The following is a 14020-nucleotide window of genomic DNA, read 5'->3' on the forward strand; positions in this document are numbered from 1 at the left end:
AGGGAGCATCCATGGAAGCAGGGTGGCAGCTCAAGTCGGTAACACCCCTGATTACGCTAATTTTCATTCAAGATCATATGGTTAGAGAACAACCAAAGAGTTTTTACGGGACAGTAGTGCGAGGAGGTCGTGTTGGAGCACGATGAGATAGGGCGCCCACTGCGCACTCTGGCCGTCTGTGTTGATCAGAACGTCGAACTGCCGCATCAGAACCGGCGGAATCGGTCGCCAAAGCTGCCGCGCTTGGCCACAGCGTCATTGTACTCGCGGATGGCTTCGCGGTTTTCCTCTTGCCATAGCCGCTCACGATGCTCCCGAAGCGCCTCGCGCAGATGTGCCTCGAGGAACCTGGAGAGGTTCACCCCCTGCGCTCTTGCGTCTTCGACGAGGGCGGCATCGAGGCTGAGGTTCACCGAGCGCTTTCTCGTGCTGTGCTGACTGTCTTGTGCGGAAGCCATGACGTTCACCGGCAAAGGAATCGTTCCCACGATGTTATGCGCATGGCCGGTGCGCATCAATCGGTAGCGAAGGCCGCGGTCCATAGGGCCGCATGCGCGGCTGGAGTTGCTTGAGGTAAGGCGGAGCAGGGCAGAGAGAAGAGACGGGGCCCGGGGGCTCCGCCTGTCCTCAGACCCAGCTCCACGTTCCGACCCTAACCGCCGGGGTCGCTACTGCGACGCGAGCCGGCGGATCGACAAGCTGGTTGCCTTGCGGATTTTCCGAATCGAACTCGGCCTGGCTCTTCAGATCTTCCCGGGTCAGGAATCGGCTTCCATGCGTTGCGTAGCGTGTCACGGCAACTTGTCAGCTCGGTCCCGCAAATAGCGGGCTGAGCGGCCGAGATCTCGACCGGAACTACAGCATCTGCGTAACGAGATGCTGGGCCGATTCCCGGGACTGGTAATCCCGGCAGCAGTGGCGGTTGAAAGGACACGGGTTCGCTTCAGGTTCGCCGTTCGATCATCAGTTTTTTGATTTCCGCAATGGCTTTCGCCGGATTCAGACCTTTTGGGCAGGCAAGTGTGCAGTTCATGATCGTGTGACAGCGGTACAGGCGGAACGGATCCTCGAGTTCCTCTAGGCGTTCACCGGTGGCCTCGTCGCGGCTGTCCATAAGCCAGCGGTGGGCTTGGAGGTGCACCGCAGGGCCGATATAGCGGTCTCCGTTCCACCACTTGGGCACCCGCTGGTGCAGCAAAAACAGAGGATGCATTCGTACAATCCGTCAAGCTTCGCGCGGTCTTCCGGAGACTGCAGTCGCTCTCGGTCCGGCGGTGTTGGCGTCTGCGTACGCAGCCATGGCTTGATGGCGGTATGCTGACCGAGCAGGTGTGTCTGATCGGGCACCAGGTCCTTCACCACTGGAAGGTTGTTCAATGGGTAGACCGTTAGCGGATCCCGTGTTTCCTCCAGAACGCGGGTACATGCCAGCCAGTTGCTTCCATCGATGTTCATCGCGCACGAACCGCAGACGCCTTCGCGGCATGAACGCCGGAACGTCAGTGTCGGATCAATCGTGTTCTTGATCCCGATAAGCGCATCCAGAACCACGGGACCGTATCGGTCGAGATCGATCTCGTAGGTGTCAATGCCTGGATTCTCTCCGGAATCCGGGTTGTACCGGTAAATACGAAGCTGCTTGGTACGGGTCGCGTCCTCGGCTGCCGGCCACGTCTGTCCCTCAGTGATGCGGGACTGTGGGCCGAGCCGGAATTTCGCGGGGATCGGGAACCCGCTTGCCAGGCGGTTCTCTCCGCGGCCGGCCGCTGTGGCGGCCATACAACCTCCTCAGACGGGGCAACGAGCTATCGCATTGCCTTTCGGACGGGCTCGCAGATCAGATGCAGTTCATCCAGAAGCCCTCGCACCCGCGCACGGTCCAGCTCGACGTTGCACCAGAAAATGCTGTTTCAGAGTGAGCATAAGCGACCGCCTTGTCAGTGCGGTCTCGCACTGGAGCAATATCTATCGTTCCTAACGGATTCCAATCAGACCGTTGTCTCCTTGCGGTCAGTTCGAAGCGCAGACTTCAAACACGCCTTCGCAAACGGGGGATAACACACGCACGATGGCGCTGCTCGTGGTATTGCTTCCCAGGACCCAGGTAGCGCTACCATGATGACAGCACTCTCCCGCCCGAGACCTTGTTCCCCGGAGCCAAGGCGAGCCAATCACTAGTCCGAGTGGCGTGACGCACAGAGATCAACTTCGCGATGGATGCCAGAAGCTGCCCGGTTGAGGCTCGCAGAGATCCCACGAATCGATGCGCTGGGGCAAACGTCAAGCGAGATAATGTCTTGCGTCGTGAAAGCGTCAGCGCCAAGTGGGGTAAGCTTGCCCGGTAGAGCTTGTTGTGAACTCAAGCGTACCGTACGCAACACGTGCATCAGCTCAATCGCAGTGGCAGCGCAGCCAGGCCGTTACTGGGATACACGGCGCGACGCGGCGCTTCCTCGGCAAGTCGCACGCGGCGTGTCCGTGCAAGCAACGCCTCGAGCGCCACGCGCATTTCGAGTCTGGCCAAGGGGGCACCCAGGCAGAGGTGGATACCTTGCCCCCAGACTAGGCCATCGTCCGTACTCCGATCGATTTTTACAACATCTGCATCCTCAAAACGACGCGGATCGCGATTGGCGGCGATCCACATGAGCGTCAGGTGCTCTCCCTCCGGAATGGTTCTTCCCTGGATCTCGACCTCTCGTGTTGTTGTTCGGCGGTTGGCGACAAGCGGGTCGTCGATCCGCAGGATCTCTTCAATGGCCGAGGGAATCAGCGACGGGTTGTTGCGCAGCCGATCCTGTAGTTCGCAGTCCTGCGCGAGATGCAGAACCAGAATGCCCAGTCCAGCCGCGACGGTGCCATGCCCGGCGGCCCAGTTACGTAACATGCTGACGATCTGCTCATCGCTGAATTTCTCGCCATTAGCCTCGGCACTCATGAGCGCGTCCGTGGCGTCTTCCTCATCATTCTGTGAAGCGCGGTGCTTGTGCAGGTTCGTGCGGACGTGCTCTGCGAAGACGTCGGCCAGAGCCTTGCCAGCGACTGAGTCCTCGGTTAGCGCCGCCTGCTGGTTGCCATGCACCCATCCGGCGAGGCACGTCCATTGCTGCTCAGGCCAACCGAGGAATGCACACAGGGCCCGTAGGGCATAGGGCGTGGCAAACTCATCGATGAACTCCATCTCGATGACGCCGTGCATTGGTTCAAGCAGAGTTGCAGCGATCTCGCGGGCGCGAGGTTCGAATTGCGCCATGTGCTCGTCATCGAAGAAGGCAGCGAGGACGTCGTAGTACGGGCCGTGATCCGGTGGATCCATCCCGTTCGGGATCGATAAGAACTGGGACGCATTGCTAAACGTCTCCGGATCGGCCAGAACGGCGTTAATATCATCGTGGCAGAATAGTGACCAACCCAAGAACGTGCTGCGTGCCACAGGGCACCGCTCGCGCATCTCGTCGTACGCGGTACGTTGGTCCTTCAGGATCGAGGCATCACGTGGATCCCACTCATCATGTTGGTCTTCGTTCATGATTTGTTCTCTCTGGGTAACGAGATTTCATAGCCATTCAATAGGGTGTAATTCCCACGTCAGACTCGGTGCAGCAGCATCGTGATCAGCAGCGACACGTCCTCCAGCACCCTGACCGCGTGTGGTTGTGCGTCGTCGAGGTATACAAGTTTGCCGGGCCCCACGTTAGCGTACGGCCATGCGCATCAAGCTCGATCAAACCGGAGAGACATTGGAGCGTTATCGATCCGGCGGCAGCATGCTCCTGAAGAACCTTTCCTGCCGGCACACTCAGTCGGAAAACCTGGACGTGATTTGCGCGAACGAGCGTCATCGACCCCGTGCCTTGGCGATCTTCGGGTAGAGCAAAAATGTCCACTAAGTCGCCTGATGCAGCATGAGAATCGAGATGTGTGGGCTCCCCGTTAAGAAATGGTCATTACACCGTGGCCGGAAAAACTTCCTCGTGTCCAGAGGAACCGATGTTCTTTGCGGTCATGCCGATGCCCGCACAAGCTCGGGACAGCTTCGCTTAAGGGCAAGTGGTGGGCTAGAATCCTTGAGCCACACCCCTGCGAATTTCATGGTGGTGCGGCACCGGTACCGACTGTAGACGTCATCCGGGTATGTCAGCCGCTCGGGAGTACGGAAGTACGCGACCTCCTTCCCCCTCCCAACGCTCGATTGCAGTCTGATGGGACAGGACGTGTTGCCTGCGGCTGCTCAGTGGTGCCACCGTGCCGGATGCTCCAGATGTAACCGAATTGTCGCTCCAGAAGGAGAACGGCCCCGTATCTGCTGGGTTGTTCATGGTGATTCCTTCAGCTAACGTCTCATGGCGTTATCTGCGAGCATGCTCCGTTCACCGATGACGGGTCTGTACGTTGGAGCACGTGGTTGACCCAAAAATCTTGCGGTAGCGAACAGGGGTTGTTCTTGCTCTGTCGGATGTTCTGTCATGGAACTCGCTGCGCCCCGCTTCCATGGGGAATGGTTGGATGTGCTGTTTTGGTCCGGGGCCATCGCTGCTACTGATCGTGTTCGATCACAGAGGATGCGAGACCACAGACGGCGAGTTCCTTGCGTCTGATATGACGAAAGAGGGCAAGTCGCGGGAATCAGAAGAGAAATAGAGACCGCCCCGGACCTCTGGACGGCGTTGTCCGCCCATAGCCAGCGTCGGCTCTCGAGAGGATTCTGGACGTCAGCTCGAACCGAGTCACCGGCAGCGATGGGTCGGCCAGCGACCCTGACGCTCCGGTGCTAGCCCTCGGAACCGCGGGTTGGCGATAGTCGACCCGAAGCGGACGGCGGCCGAATCGACTCTGATGTCCGCCATTGCTCAAAAGTGAGGAGCATCGGCTATGGACTTCGACTTCTTCGTGACGCGTCTTCCCCTGCAAGGGTGGTTGCTCGCACCGGATTTCTCCACCTCAGCTTGGGCCGGTTTTGCGGGGGAACCTCACATGCCAGAAAGTTCTACTTATCGGCTGTGTACCTGAAGGGGAAGCTTACGGAATTACACTATGTTCGCGAACGTACAGACCCTAGACTGTGCCAAGCATAGGGTTATTTCTACCTAGTTCGCTCAGGAGATTCACATGATTTATCGCCCATTACTTACTCGGATTCCCGTTTTTTTTCTTCACTTATGCTGGCAGCATTTTTGTCCAGCTCTGCCGCCGCGCATTGTGACAGTATGAGCGGGCCAGTCGTCCAAGATGCTCAAGCAGTTCTTGCTGACGAGAGGATTGACCGCGTACTCAAATGGGTTGACGAAGACAATGAAGCAGCGATCCGTGATGCATTTGAAATGGCGTTGGCGGTTCGTGGAGAAAGTGATGTCGCGCGGAATGTCGCCGATACCTATTTTTTCGAGACCTTGGTCAGAATTCACCGAGCCACTGAGGGTGAAGGCTTTACCGGGCTCAAACCGGCTGGCCACGTTGATCCCGTGATCGCGGCAGCTGACCGCGCGCTGGAAGATGGCAATGTTGATCAGTTCGCCACTGAGACAGCAGCAGCGGTTCAGGAAGGTATTCAGCAGCGCTTCTCAGATGCCTACGACAAGCGCCAGGTGGCCGAGCAGTCTGTCGAGCAGGGTCGAGAGTATGTGAAAGCGTATGTTGAATTCACGCATTTCGTCGTCGGTGTGGATCACCTCGTCTCTACGGGCCCCAGTCATAAACATCTGGACGCCGTAGCTGAAGTAGCGCAGTGACCACTTCCGAGTCTCTGACGAAATACAATAGCAATGCCCGGCGGCAGGCATGACTCCAAATATTCAGCGCTTATCGAGCCTTCTCGTCTATGCCGTGATTGCAGCGATGGTATTAGTTGTGGTGGTTCTGCTCGTTCTGGGTGGAACTTCCTTGCTCGGGAATGTACGCACCTCGCTGTTGGTGGCCTTCACACTGGCGGCGGTTGCCACAGCCTCTTCGTACTTTTTCATGAGGCTGATTCACAAGCTGAATTATCCTGCGGGCATGCTGACTCCATGGCGATATTTGTGGGATCCTTAGCGCTGTTCATATTCGTCTCGCTGGGCACCCGTCATTTATTGCAGTATCCACAGTACGGAGAAACCTTTGGTCCCGCCGTTGGCCCAGCGCTACCGCTTGGCAATGCGCTAACGAGCTGTTCATGAACGATTTCAGATACCGCTACCGCCGTCACCAGGTCACTGCGGTGAAGCTCCAGCACTACAGGAGGGGCTGCACGGGCTGGCAGCTTGGTGATGGCGCTCACCTCAGTGTCGATCTCATTGAGGAAGTGGATGGCATCGCCCCCGGCAGACATGGTTGCCGTGGCACTGGCCAGGTTGTTTTGGGCGACACAGCTAAACTCATCGAGAAATTCCACACTATTCACGGCATCGTGCAGGCGCCGACACACGGCGCCCTCCACGTCAGCCGCGCTGGCCCCGCGATAAACCACCTCTACTGACACTTCCATCGGACGATAATCGGGAAAGGTTTCACGCTTGAGGTGGGGTGCGGCGAACAGCCCGGCGGCCAGCAGCAGTATCAGCAGCAGATTGGCGGCCGTGGGGTGAGCGACAAACCAGCGAATCATGGCTGCTCTTCCGACACTGCGTCTCCCCGGGCCCGTCCGGCCAGGCGCGCCTCAGTGGCTTCGTCCCGGCGCACAGAGAGCGCCATGCCTTCGATAACCGGCTGCAGGTCATCGACAACTACCCGCTCACCTGGGGCGAGGCCCGCCTCGATCACCGCCAGCTCCCCCTGCTGGAAGGCCACCGAGACCGGGCGACGCACCAGGCGGTCCTGCCCGTCGACTGGATAGAGCTCGCCTTGATGGAGCGCCGACGCCGGCACCACCAGTCGCAGTTCGGAACTCGGCGCCGACAGGCGCACTCGGACATACATGCCGCGCTGCAATGGAGGGCGATCGGGGGGACGCGCATCACGCCAAGGCTGTTCGACCCTTACCACCACCCGTACGGCGCGGGTGGCCGGGTCAAGGCCGCTGGCCACGCGCACCACCCGGCCCTCCCAACCCACGCCGGGTGCCCCGACCAGCTCCAGGTCTGCATTGATCAAATCAAGGTCGATGCGCTCACTCAGATGCAGGGTGCCGGGCTTAAGCTCGGCCGGCGCCACACTGCCCAGAAGTCGATGCACCATACTGAAGGGAAGGCGTGCCTCCACCTCGGCAGCAGCCAGGCTATCCGCCTCAAACAGCCGCTGGCCCACGCCTACGAACTGGTGCAGCTCTACGTCCACCTCACCCAGCCGTAGGTCATAGGGCGCTACGAAACGGGTATCCGCCCGATCGCGATGCGCCTCGGCCAAGCGCACCGATGCCCGCTCGCGCTGGGCTCCGAGAATGTCGCGCCTAGTCGGCAGCAGGGCCAGGGTGTTCTCCAGCGACGTCACCGCCTGATGCTGCCCCAGGGTACTGCGCCGCTGAGCATCGCGCTGGGAGGTCGAAACCGACCCGCTGGCCGCCAGACGCTCGATGCGCGACAGCTCCCGTTCGGCGAGGTCGAGTGCCTGGCGCTCCAAGTCCAGCAAGCGCCGGGTATTGGCCTCCTCTGCCTCTAGCTGAGCCAGCTCGCCGGCCAGGATGGCCACTGCTGGTAAGAGGTCAACGCCTCGGAGGACCCTGCGAAAATCCTGCGAAACGGGACGTCAAACAAGGCAACGCCACGTCACCCAGGATCGTTTAACTTCTTGATCCTGAATGACGTGGCGTGATGTTGTCTGGTGGAGCTGAGGGGAATCGAACCCCTGACCTCGACAATGCGAATGTCGCGCTCTCCCAACTGAGCTACAGCCCCGATCAAGCGGCGTAATATACCACTGTGCGAAGGCGTGACCAAACCCGGCATGTGCTCCATCCCATCAGCCGTACTCAGTCTTGGCAATGCTCCGTCGGCGATGGGTCGCGGGCGTCGGCCAGCCCGAGGCTTGGAGCCAGACACACCGCCGGTTGTGGCTGCCCGTAGTTGTAGGCACGACGCCGACGAACAGGAGCTGAAGGGCAACATGACGCGGTTTGTCTTAACGGCGGATTACGCTGCGCTAATCCGCCCTGGGCTCCGGCGCGTGGCGGGCCGCCTTATGATGGATGCGGGGGAGGGATGGTCGATGCCCGGACCAGGCACGTTCCACCCATGCTGACCGGAGCGCGTAGGGTATCAGTGCCAGCGTAATGCACCGTCAAACAAACCGCGCCGATAGGCCTTCCCCGTTCGCTTCGGTATGCCTAACATCAGGTATGCGCATCTCAATCGTGATTCCGGCTCTCAATGAGGCAGACTCCATCGTCGACTGCCTGCAGCCCTTGCAGCCTGCCCGGCAAACGGGGCATGAGGTGCTGCTCGTCGACGGTGGCAGTACGGACGACACCCGAGAGATGGCAGCCCCCCTGGTTGATCGTGTGCTGGAGGGGCCCCGGGGGCGCGCGGTTCAGATGAACCATGGCGCGCGTGCGTCAAGCGGTGACGTGCTGTGGTTTCTTCACGCCGACACCCGTGTTCCGGAGGATGCCGTGGAAGCGATTATGGAGGTCTTTCGTGGCGGGCGTCGGGCGTGGGGGCGGTTTGATGTCTCTCTTGATGCCCCGGGCACTGCTTTCCGCATCATTGCCTGGAGCATGAACTGGCGGTCGCGCCTTACCGGGATCGCAACGGGGGATCAGGGACTATTCGTCAGCCGAAGGCTCTTCGACAGCGTCGGCGGTTTCCCGGAGCTGCCGCTCATGGAAGATATCGCCATGGCCCAAGCGTTGCGCGCAAAGGCGCTACCGGTGTGTCTGCGGCAACGGCTGATTACCTCGGCGCGGCGTTGGCAGGACCATGGCACTTGGCGCACGGTGCTGTTGATGTGGCGGCTGCGCATGGCGTTCTTCCTGGGCGAGGATCCCGCCGAGCTCCATCGCCGCTATTACGGGCAGCGCCACTGATGGCTATGTGGCGGTATCCGGAGGGGAGGCTGCTCGTCTTTGCAAAGGCCCCGGTGACAGGCAAGGTCAAGACCCGTTTGCGGCGGCGATGGGGGGCAGCGGGCGCGCGGCGCATTTATATGGACCTGTGCCGTCGGACGCTCAATACGGCTCGGGCGAGTGCGGCGGCTCCAGTTGAACTCTGGTGCAGCCCGGGCATTGGTCACCCGTGGCTGAGGGCCCGGGCCCGTGAAGCCGGAGCGGCTTTACGGGTACAGCCCCCCGGCGACTTGGGGCGGCGAATGCACCGAGCGCTTGCGGCGAGCCTGCGTGACGCGCCCTACGCCGTGATTATCGGTGCCGATTGCGCGGGCCTGACGCCGGAGCACATCCATGCCGCGTTCGAGCGGCTTGCGGATGGACAGCAGGCCGTATTCTGTCCAGCGCCGGATGGTGGGTATGTGCTGGTGGGCACGCGGTATCCGGAACCCGGCGTGTTCCGGACCGTGCCGTGGGGCACGGATGCCGTCATGCAGGCAACGCGCCAGCGTCTACGCCGGCTTGGGTTGCACTACGCGGAACTCGACCCCGCGCTCGACGTGGATCGCCCAGCAGATGTTCATCGCCTGCGGCGAGGCGGTCTTCTGCCGGCTTGGCCTGGAGCGGCGCTCGCTCGTGCACGAGGCGTTGTGAGCCCGGCAGGGAGCCAGTATCCTGGGCCATCGGCGCGGCCAAGTGCGGGTCAGACCCGGGCCGTCGGTTCGTGCACGAGCGCCACGCCAATAACAAAGGACGCCGGATGTTCCTGGAGCGTAACCCGCGATTCGTCAGCCGACTGACCCGTGACACACTGGCCATGATTCTGGCTGGAGGGCGGGGTGGGCGACTCGCCAATCTGACGGATTGGCGCACAAAGCCTGCGGTGCCTTTTGGAGGTAAGTTCCGGCTCATTGATTTCCCACTGTCGAACTGCATCAACTCCGGCATCCGTCGGATCCAGGTGCTGACTCAGTACAAAGCGCACTCGCTCATTCAGCACATACAGCGCGGTTGGGGCTTCCTGCGCGGTGAGTTTGGCGAGTTCGTGGAGTTGGTGCCCGCGCAGCAGCGCCTGGATCGGCCGTTGTGGTACGCGGGCACCGCGGACGCCGTCTACCAGAGCCTGGATATAGTCAAGGCGCACGACCCGAAATATGTGTTGGTGCTGGCGGGTGACCACGTCTACAAAATGGACTACGGTCCCATGATCGCCCGTCACGTGGAATCCGGTGGCGATATGACCGTGGGCTGCGTCGAGACGCCGCTGGACCGGGCCCGGGCATTCGGAGTCATGAGCGTGGACGCGAACGGCCAGGTGCTGGAGTTCACGGAAAAGCCCGACGCCGCCGAACCCGTGCCCGGCCAGCCCGACACTGCGCTCGTTTCCATGGGGATCTATGTCTTTAACCGGGAATTTCTGGAAAACGTTCTCCGCGAGGATGCCGAGAACGCCAACTCGACTCGGGATTTTGGCAAAGACGTTATCCCCACCGCCATTCATCAGGCGCGAGTCGTCGCCCACCCGTTCCGCGATCCGCAAACGGACCAGCAACCCTACTGGCGTGATGTGGGCACCGTGGACGCGTTCTACGAGGCGAATCAGGAGTTGATCGGAGCCGATCCGGAACTCGATATCTACGACGAGAACTGGCCTATTTGGACGTATCAGGCGCAACTGCCGCCGGCAAAGTTCACGACAAGCCAGGTGGCCGGCGACCAGAGGCCCGGCATGGCCGTGGATTCCATGGTCTCCGGCGGTGACATCATCAACGGCTCCGTTGTGCGGCATTCGCTGCTATTCTCCCAGGTGTTGGTGGATTCCAACTCCGTGGTGGAGGACTCCGTGATCCTGCCGGCAGTGCGGGTCGGCCGAAACTGCCGCATTCGCAACGCGGTCATCGACGAGGGCTGTCGCATTCCCGACGGCACGGTCATCGGCCACAACCTGCAGCAGGATCGCCGCCACTACCATGTCTCGCTGCGGGAGATCGTGCTGGTCACCGCGGAGATGCTGGGTCAGGAAGTGAATCACGTGCGCTAAGACGCTTGACGACCACCCCTGCAGGCCTGTGGAGGGATGCCATGCTTGGTGCGATTGCCGGTGACGTCATCGGCTCGGTCTACGAGCACTGGCCAATCAAGGAAAAGGAGTTCGTGCTGTTCCATCACGAATGCGCCTTCACCGATGATACAGTGCTTACCGTTGCCATCGCCGATGCATTGCTGCAGAACGAATCCTACGCCTCGGCCCTGCGCCGCTGGGCGCGGCGCTTCCCGGCACGGGGCTACGGGATCCGGTTTGCGCAATGGTTCATGGCGGCGGACCCGGAGCCTTATAACAGCTTCGGTAACGGCTCCGCCATGCGGGTCAGTCCGATTGGTTGGTGGTTTGACGACGAAGCGACGGTCCTTGCCCAGGCCGAGCGCAGCGCGGCCTGTACCCATAACCACCCCGAGGGCATCCGTGGGGCGCGGGCGACGGCGTTGGCCGTGTATCTCGCGCGGCAGGGTGCAAGCCAGGAGTCCATTCAACAGCGTGTCACGGCGGAGTCGGGCTACCGCCTGGATGAGCCGCTGGCGCGTATACGGCCCCGCTATAGCTTTGATGTGACTTGCCAGGGCTCGGTCCCCCAGGCCATTCGGGCGTTCCTTGAGGCGGACAGCGTCGAGGATGCGGTGCGTAACGCGATCTCGTTGGGCGGTGATGCGGATACCCAGGCGGCCATCGCCGGGTCAATCGCCGAGGCTGCCTGGTCCGTGCCGGAGGACCTGGCGGCGACGGTCCTGCGCAAGCTCCCGGACGACATGCGTGCCGTGATTCAACAGTTCCACCGTGCAGTGAATATCGCTTAGCGGCGGCGTGGTGGGAGCCGCCGCGCAACCCCATTGGCTTGCATCCCCGGCCCGGCTGTTCAGTTTGAAAGGCCTATCCCGGTGGGTAGCGGTTCGTCTGCGGTCGGCACAGGCGTCGCGACAGGGAGGCCCGTCTGCTGCGTGCGGAAGTGGTAGCAGTCACGGCCCTTGGCCTTGGCCGCGTACATGGCGGCATCGGCAGCAGTCATGAGCTCATGCGCGCAGTCTCCATCCGTGCCGGAGAGCGCGATACCGATGCTCAGCCGCACGCTGACGGATTGCCGCCCCAGTGCGACAGGCGGGCGCAGCCGATGCATCATTCGCTCGGCGAGTGCCGCCGCGATGTGTTCATCTGCCCCCGGGGCGACCACCACGAACTCGTCGCCGCCAAGGCGGGCAATTGTGTCGCCGTCCCGAGTACACGCCGTTAACCGGGCGGCAACTTGCTGCAGTAGCTCGTCGCCAGCGTTGTGACCCAGCGTGTCATTCACCGTCTTGAAGTTGTCCAGGTCAAGCATGAAGAGCGCCACCCGCTTGCCGGCGCCCGCGGCCGCCTTCAGCGCTTGGCTGGTGTGCTTGCTGAGTAGTCGGCGGTTCGCCAGACCCGTGAGCGCGTCGTGGTGGGCCTGGAAGTGCATCTCATCGAGCAGCATACCAGTCTCCAGCACGCTCGCGGCCACTGCCGCCAGCTCCGTCAGCAGGTTGATCTCCTGTTGCCGGAGTGCTGCAGACGTCTCACGCAAAACCCCCAGGCCGGCTCGCAGCGTGCCGTCCGGGTGGCGGATCGGCAACCAGGCCATGGCGCGCCAGCCGCCTCGCCTGGCCGCATCCTGGCCGGCATAGGTGCGGCTGGATAAAAGATCCGGCGTGGCGGTTACATCGTTCTTTATTTGCATCATGCCGGCGGGCGAGTCCGGGCTCCGAAGGAGTTCCTCAAGGGGCATCACCTGGGTTTGGGTGACATTCGGTGCGCTGAGCACGGTGGGTGTGTCGCCGTCGAAATCAGCAAGCGCGCCCACAGCTCCAGGGGCGTAGCGGGGCAGGAGCTGCAGCAGCTCCGCCATAATGGCCTGGAGCGAAAGCCGACGGGCCAGGAGTTCGAGAATCTGGGCGCGGTCAATGCGTAGGCGGTTGCGCAGGTAGTCTGCAGTGACGTCCGTCATGCTGGCGAACGCTAGCCGCTCGCCGGCCGCGTTCAAAATACGTTCTCCACTAATTTGCATGTACAACGGCCGACCGTTGCGATGGACGACTTTCCAGACGCCGGAGCGCGTAGTGCCCTCGCTGGCGACGCTTCGTGCCTGGTCCAGCACGATGGCTGCGTATTTCGCCGGCACGAGCTGTGTGATGGAGCCGCCGCACAGGTCCTCCGGCGCGTAGCCGAGCAGGCGGCTGGTGAAACCACTGATGCGCTCGATGGTGCCGTCGGCGTCGAACATCGCGTAGCCACTGTGGCTGGTGCGCGCAAAGGCATCGAAAATCTGTTGGTGTTCGGTTTGAAGGCGGCGGAGCCCGGACGCCTCGTTGAGGAGAATACGCGTCTCGAGGTGCTCGGTGACAAGATCCGCCATCTGCTGGAGACCGTCGCCGCCAAGCGCGCCGAGATCGTGCCTGGGTTGTCGGTCCAGGACACAGAGCGTCCCGAGGGTTAGGCCATCGGTGGTGCGCAGGGGCGCAGAGGCATAGAAGCGAATCCCCGACGGCCCCGCGACCAGCTCCAGTTCGCGGAACCGTGCGTCCTGCGAGGCGTCGGACACCAGCGTGAGACCGCTGGCCTTGATGGCGTGGGCGCAGAATGTCTCATGCGTGCTCATGTCCCGATCTGGGAGGCCAGTTGCGGCTCGGTAATGGACGGTGGCCTTGCCCATGAGGCCGACACTGGCCACTGCCGCACCAGTGAGCTTCGTAATCTGGGAGGTGATACCCTGACACAGTTGCATCGATCGACTGTCGAATTCGCTGAAGCACTGCAGCAGATCTTGTCCATGGCTTTCGTTGAGTGCTGGATTGTTTGCCATCCATTGACCTCGCGATTGTCCTATTTCGTTAGAGTGTTTAGTGCCGACCCCCTGCCTTTAATGCGATGGCAGTGGTAACGCGCCGGGGCTAACAATCAACCAAGTAGCACTTGAATGACGGAACCTGAGTCACGAAATCGAACATCCGAAGTCGGACCACTGGTTCGCTACGTGTTGTTGCAGGTGCCCGGGATTC

General features: G+C 61.5%; 11 protein-coding genes, 1 tRNA gene and 1 pseudogene. 6 read left to right on the plus strand and 7 right to left on the minus strand.

From position 1 onward, the window contains the following. Positions 1-206: 206 nt before the first annotated feature. The 3 genes and pseudogenes from QZT63_RS07295 to QZT63_RS07305 form a co-directional block, all read right to left on the minus strand. Complete coding sequence (locus QZT63_RS07295; RefSeq protein WP_290649886.1) at positions 207-458, minus strand: type II toxin-antitoxin system CcdA family antitoxin; 252 nt, start codon at positions 456-458, stop codon at positions 207-209. Positions 459-943: 485 nt separating this feature from the next. Then, positions 944-1779: pseudogene (locus tag QZT63_RS07300) on the minus strand (succinate dehydrogenase iron-sulfur subunit). 607 nt (positions 1780-2386) lie between these two features. Continuing rightward, on the minus strand, positions 2387-3529 hold the full coding sequence (locus tag QZT63_RS07305) for a cytochrome P450 (RefSeq protein ID WP_290649888.1): 1143 nt from the start codon (positions 3527-3529) through the stop codon (positions 2387-2389). 1678 nt (positions 3530-5207) lie between these two features. On the opposite strand from QZT63_RS07305, the gene QZT63_RS07310 reads away from it, so the two are divergent. Beyond that, positions 5208-5729: a DUF6448 family protein gene (locus QZT63_RS07310; protein WP_290649890.1), complete on the plus strand. Its 522-nt coding sequence runs from the start codon at positions 5208-5210 to the stop codon at positions 5727-5729. Positions 5730-5778: 49 nt separating this feature from the next. Beyond that, entirely contained in the window at positions 5779-6030 is a 252-nt protein-coding gene (locus QZT63_RS07315; protein WP_290649892.1) for a hypothetical protein, read from the plus strand. Between the two features lie 31 nt (positions 6031-6061). Here the strand turns inward: QZT63_RS07315 and QZT63_RS07320 are convergent, their stop codons facing one another. The 3 genes from QZT63_RS07320 to QZT63_RS07330 all read right to left on the minus strand — a co-directional run bounded on the left by QZT63_RS07320 (position 6062) and on the right by QZT63_RS07330 (position 7808). Beyond that, the gene (locus tag QZT63_RS07320; protein ID WP_290649894.1) at positions 6062-6583 is read right to left on the minus strand and encodes an efflux RND transporter permease subunit; all 522 of its coding nucleotides are present in this window, start codon (positions 6581-6583) and stop codon (positions 6062-6064) included. Beyond that, the gene (locus QZT63_RS07325; RefSeq protein ID WP_290649896.1) at positions 6580-7602 is read right to left on the minus strand and encodes an efflux RND transporter periplasmic adaptor subunit; all 1023 of its coding nucleotides are present in this window, start codon (positions 7600-7602) and stop codon (positions 6580-6582) included. The genes QZT63_RS07320 and QZT63_RS07325 overlap by 4 nt, the downstream gene beginning before the upstream one ends. Before the next feature lie 130 nt (positions 7603-7732). After that, positions 7733-7808 (minus strand) — tRNA-Ala (locus tag QZT63_RS07330). Positions 7809-8248: 440 nt separating this feature from the next. Here QZT63_RS07330 and QZT63_RS07335 point away from each other — a divergent pair. From QZT63_RS07335 to QZT63_RS07350, 4 genes are read left to right on the plus strand one after another with little or no spacing between them, the layout of a single operon-like run. After that, the gene (locus QZT63_RS07335; protein ID WP_290649898.1) at positions 8249-8935 is read left to right on the plus strand and encodes a TIGR04283 family arsenosugar biosynthesis glycosyltransferase; all 687 of its coding nucleotides are present in this window, start codon (positions 8249-8251) and stop codon (positions 8933-8935) included. Between the two features lie 5 nt (positions 8936-8940). Then, positions 8941-9753 carry a TIGR04282 family arsenosugar biosynthesis glycosyltransferase gene (locus tag QZT63_RS07340; protein ID WP_290649906.1) on the plus strand — a complete coding sequence of 271 codons (813 nt, stop codon included), beginning with the start codon at positions 8941-8943 and terminating at the stop codon, positions 9751-9753. Further along, the gene (glgC, locus tag QZT63_RS07345) at positions 9714-10994 is read left to right on the plus strand and encodes a glucose-1-phosphate adenylyltransferase (protein WP_290649900.1); all 1281 of its coding nucleotides are present in this window, start codon (positions 9714-9716) and stop codon (positions 10992-10994) included. The genes QZT63_RS07340 and glgC overlap by 40 nt, the downstream gene beginning before the upstream one ends. Before the next feature lie 41 nt (positions 10995-11035). Next, positions 11036-11806: an ADP-ribosylglycohydrolase family protein gene (locus QZT63_RS07350; RefSeq protein WP_290649902.1), complete on the plus strand. Its 771-nt coding sequence runs from the start codon at positions 11036-11038 to the stop codon at positions 11804-11806. A gap of 59 nt (positions 11807-11865) precedes the next feature. Here QZT63_RS07350 and QZT63_RS07355 read toward each other — a convergent pair whose 3' ends face one another. Continuing rightward, positions 11866-13824, minus strand: a complete 1959-nt coding sequence (locus tag QZT63_RS07355; protein WP_290649904.1) for a diguanylate cyclase — start codon at positions 13822-13824, stop codon at positions 11866-11868. Positions 13825-14020: the final 196 nt, after the last annotated feature.

The organism is Aquisalimonas sp., from assembly GCF_007120195.1.
Lineage (GTDB): Bacteria > Pseudomonadota > Gammaproteobacteria > Nitrococcales > Aquisalimonadaceae > Aquisalimonas.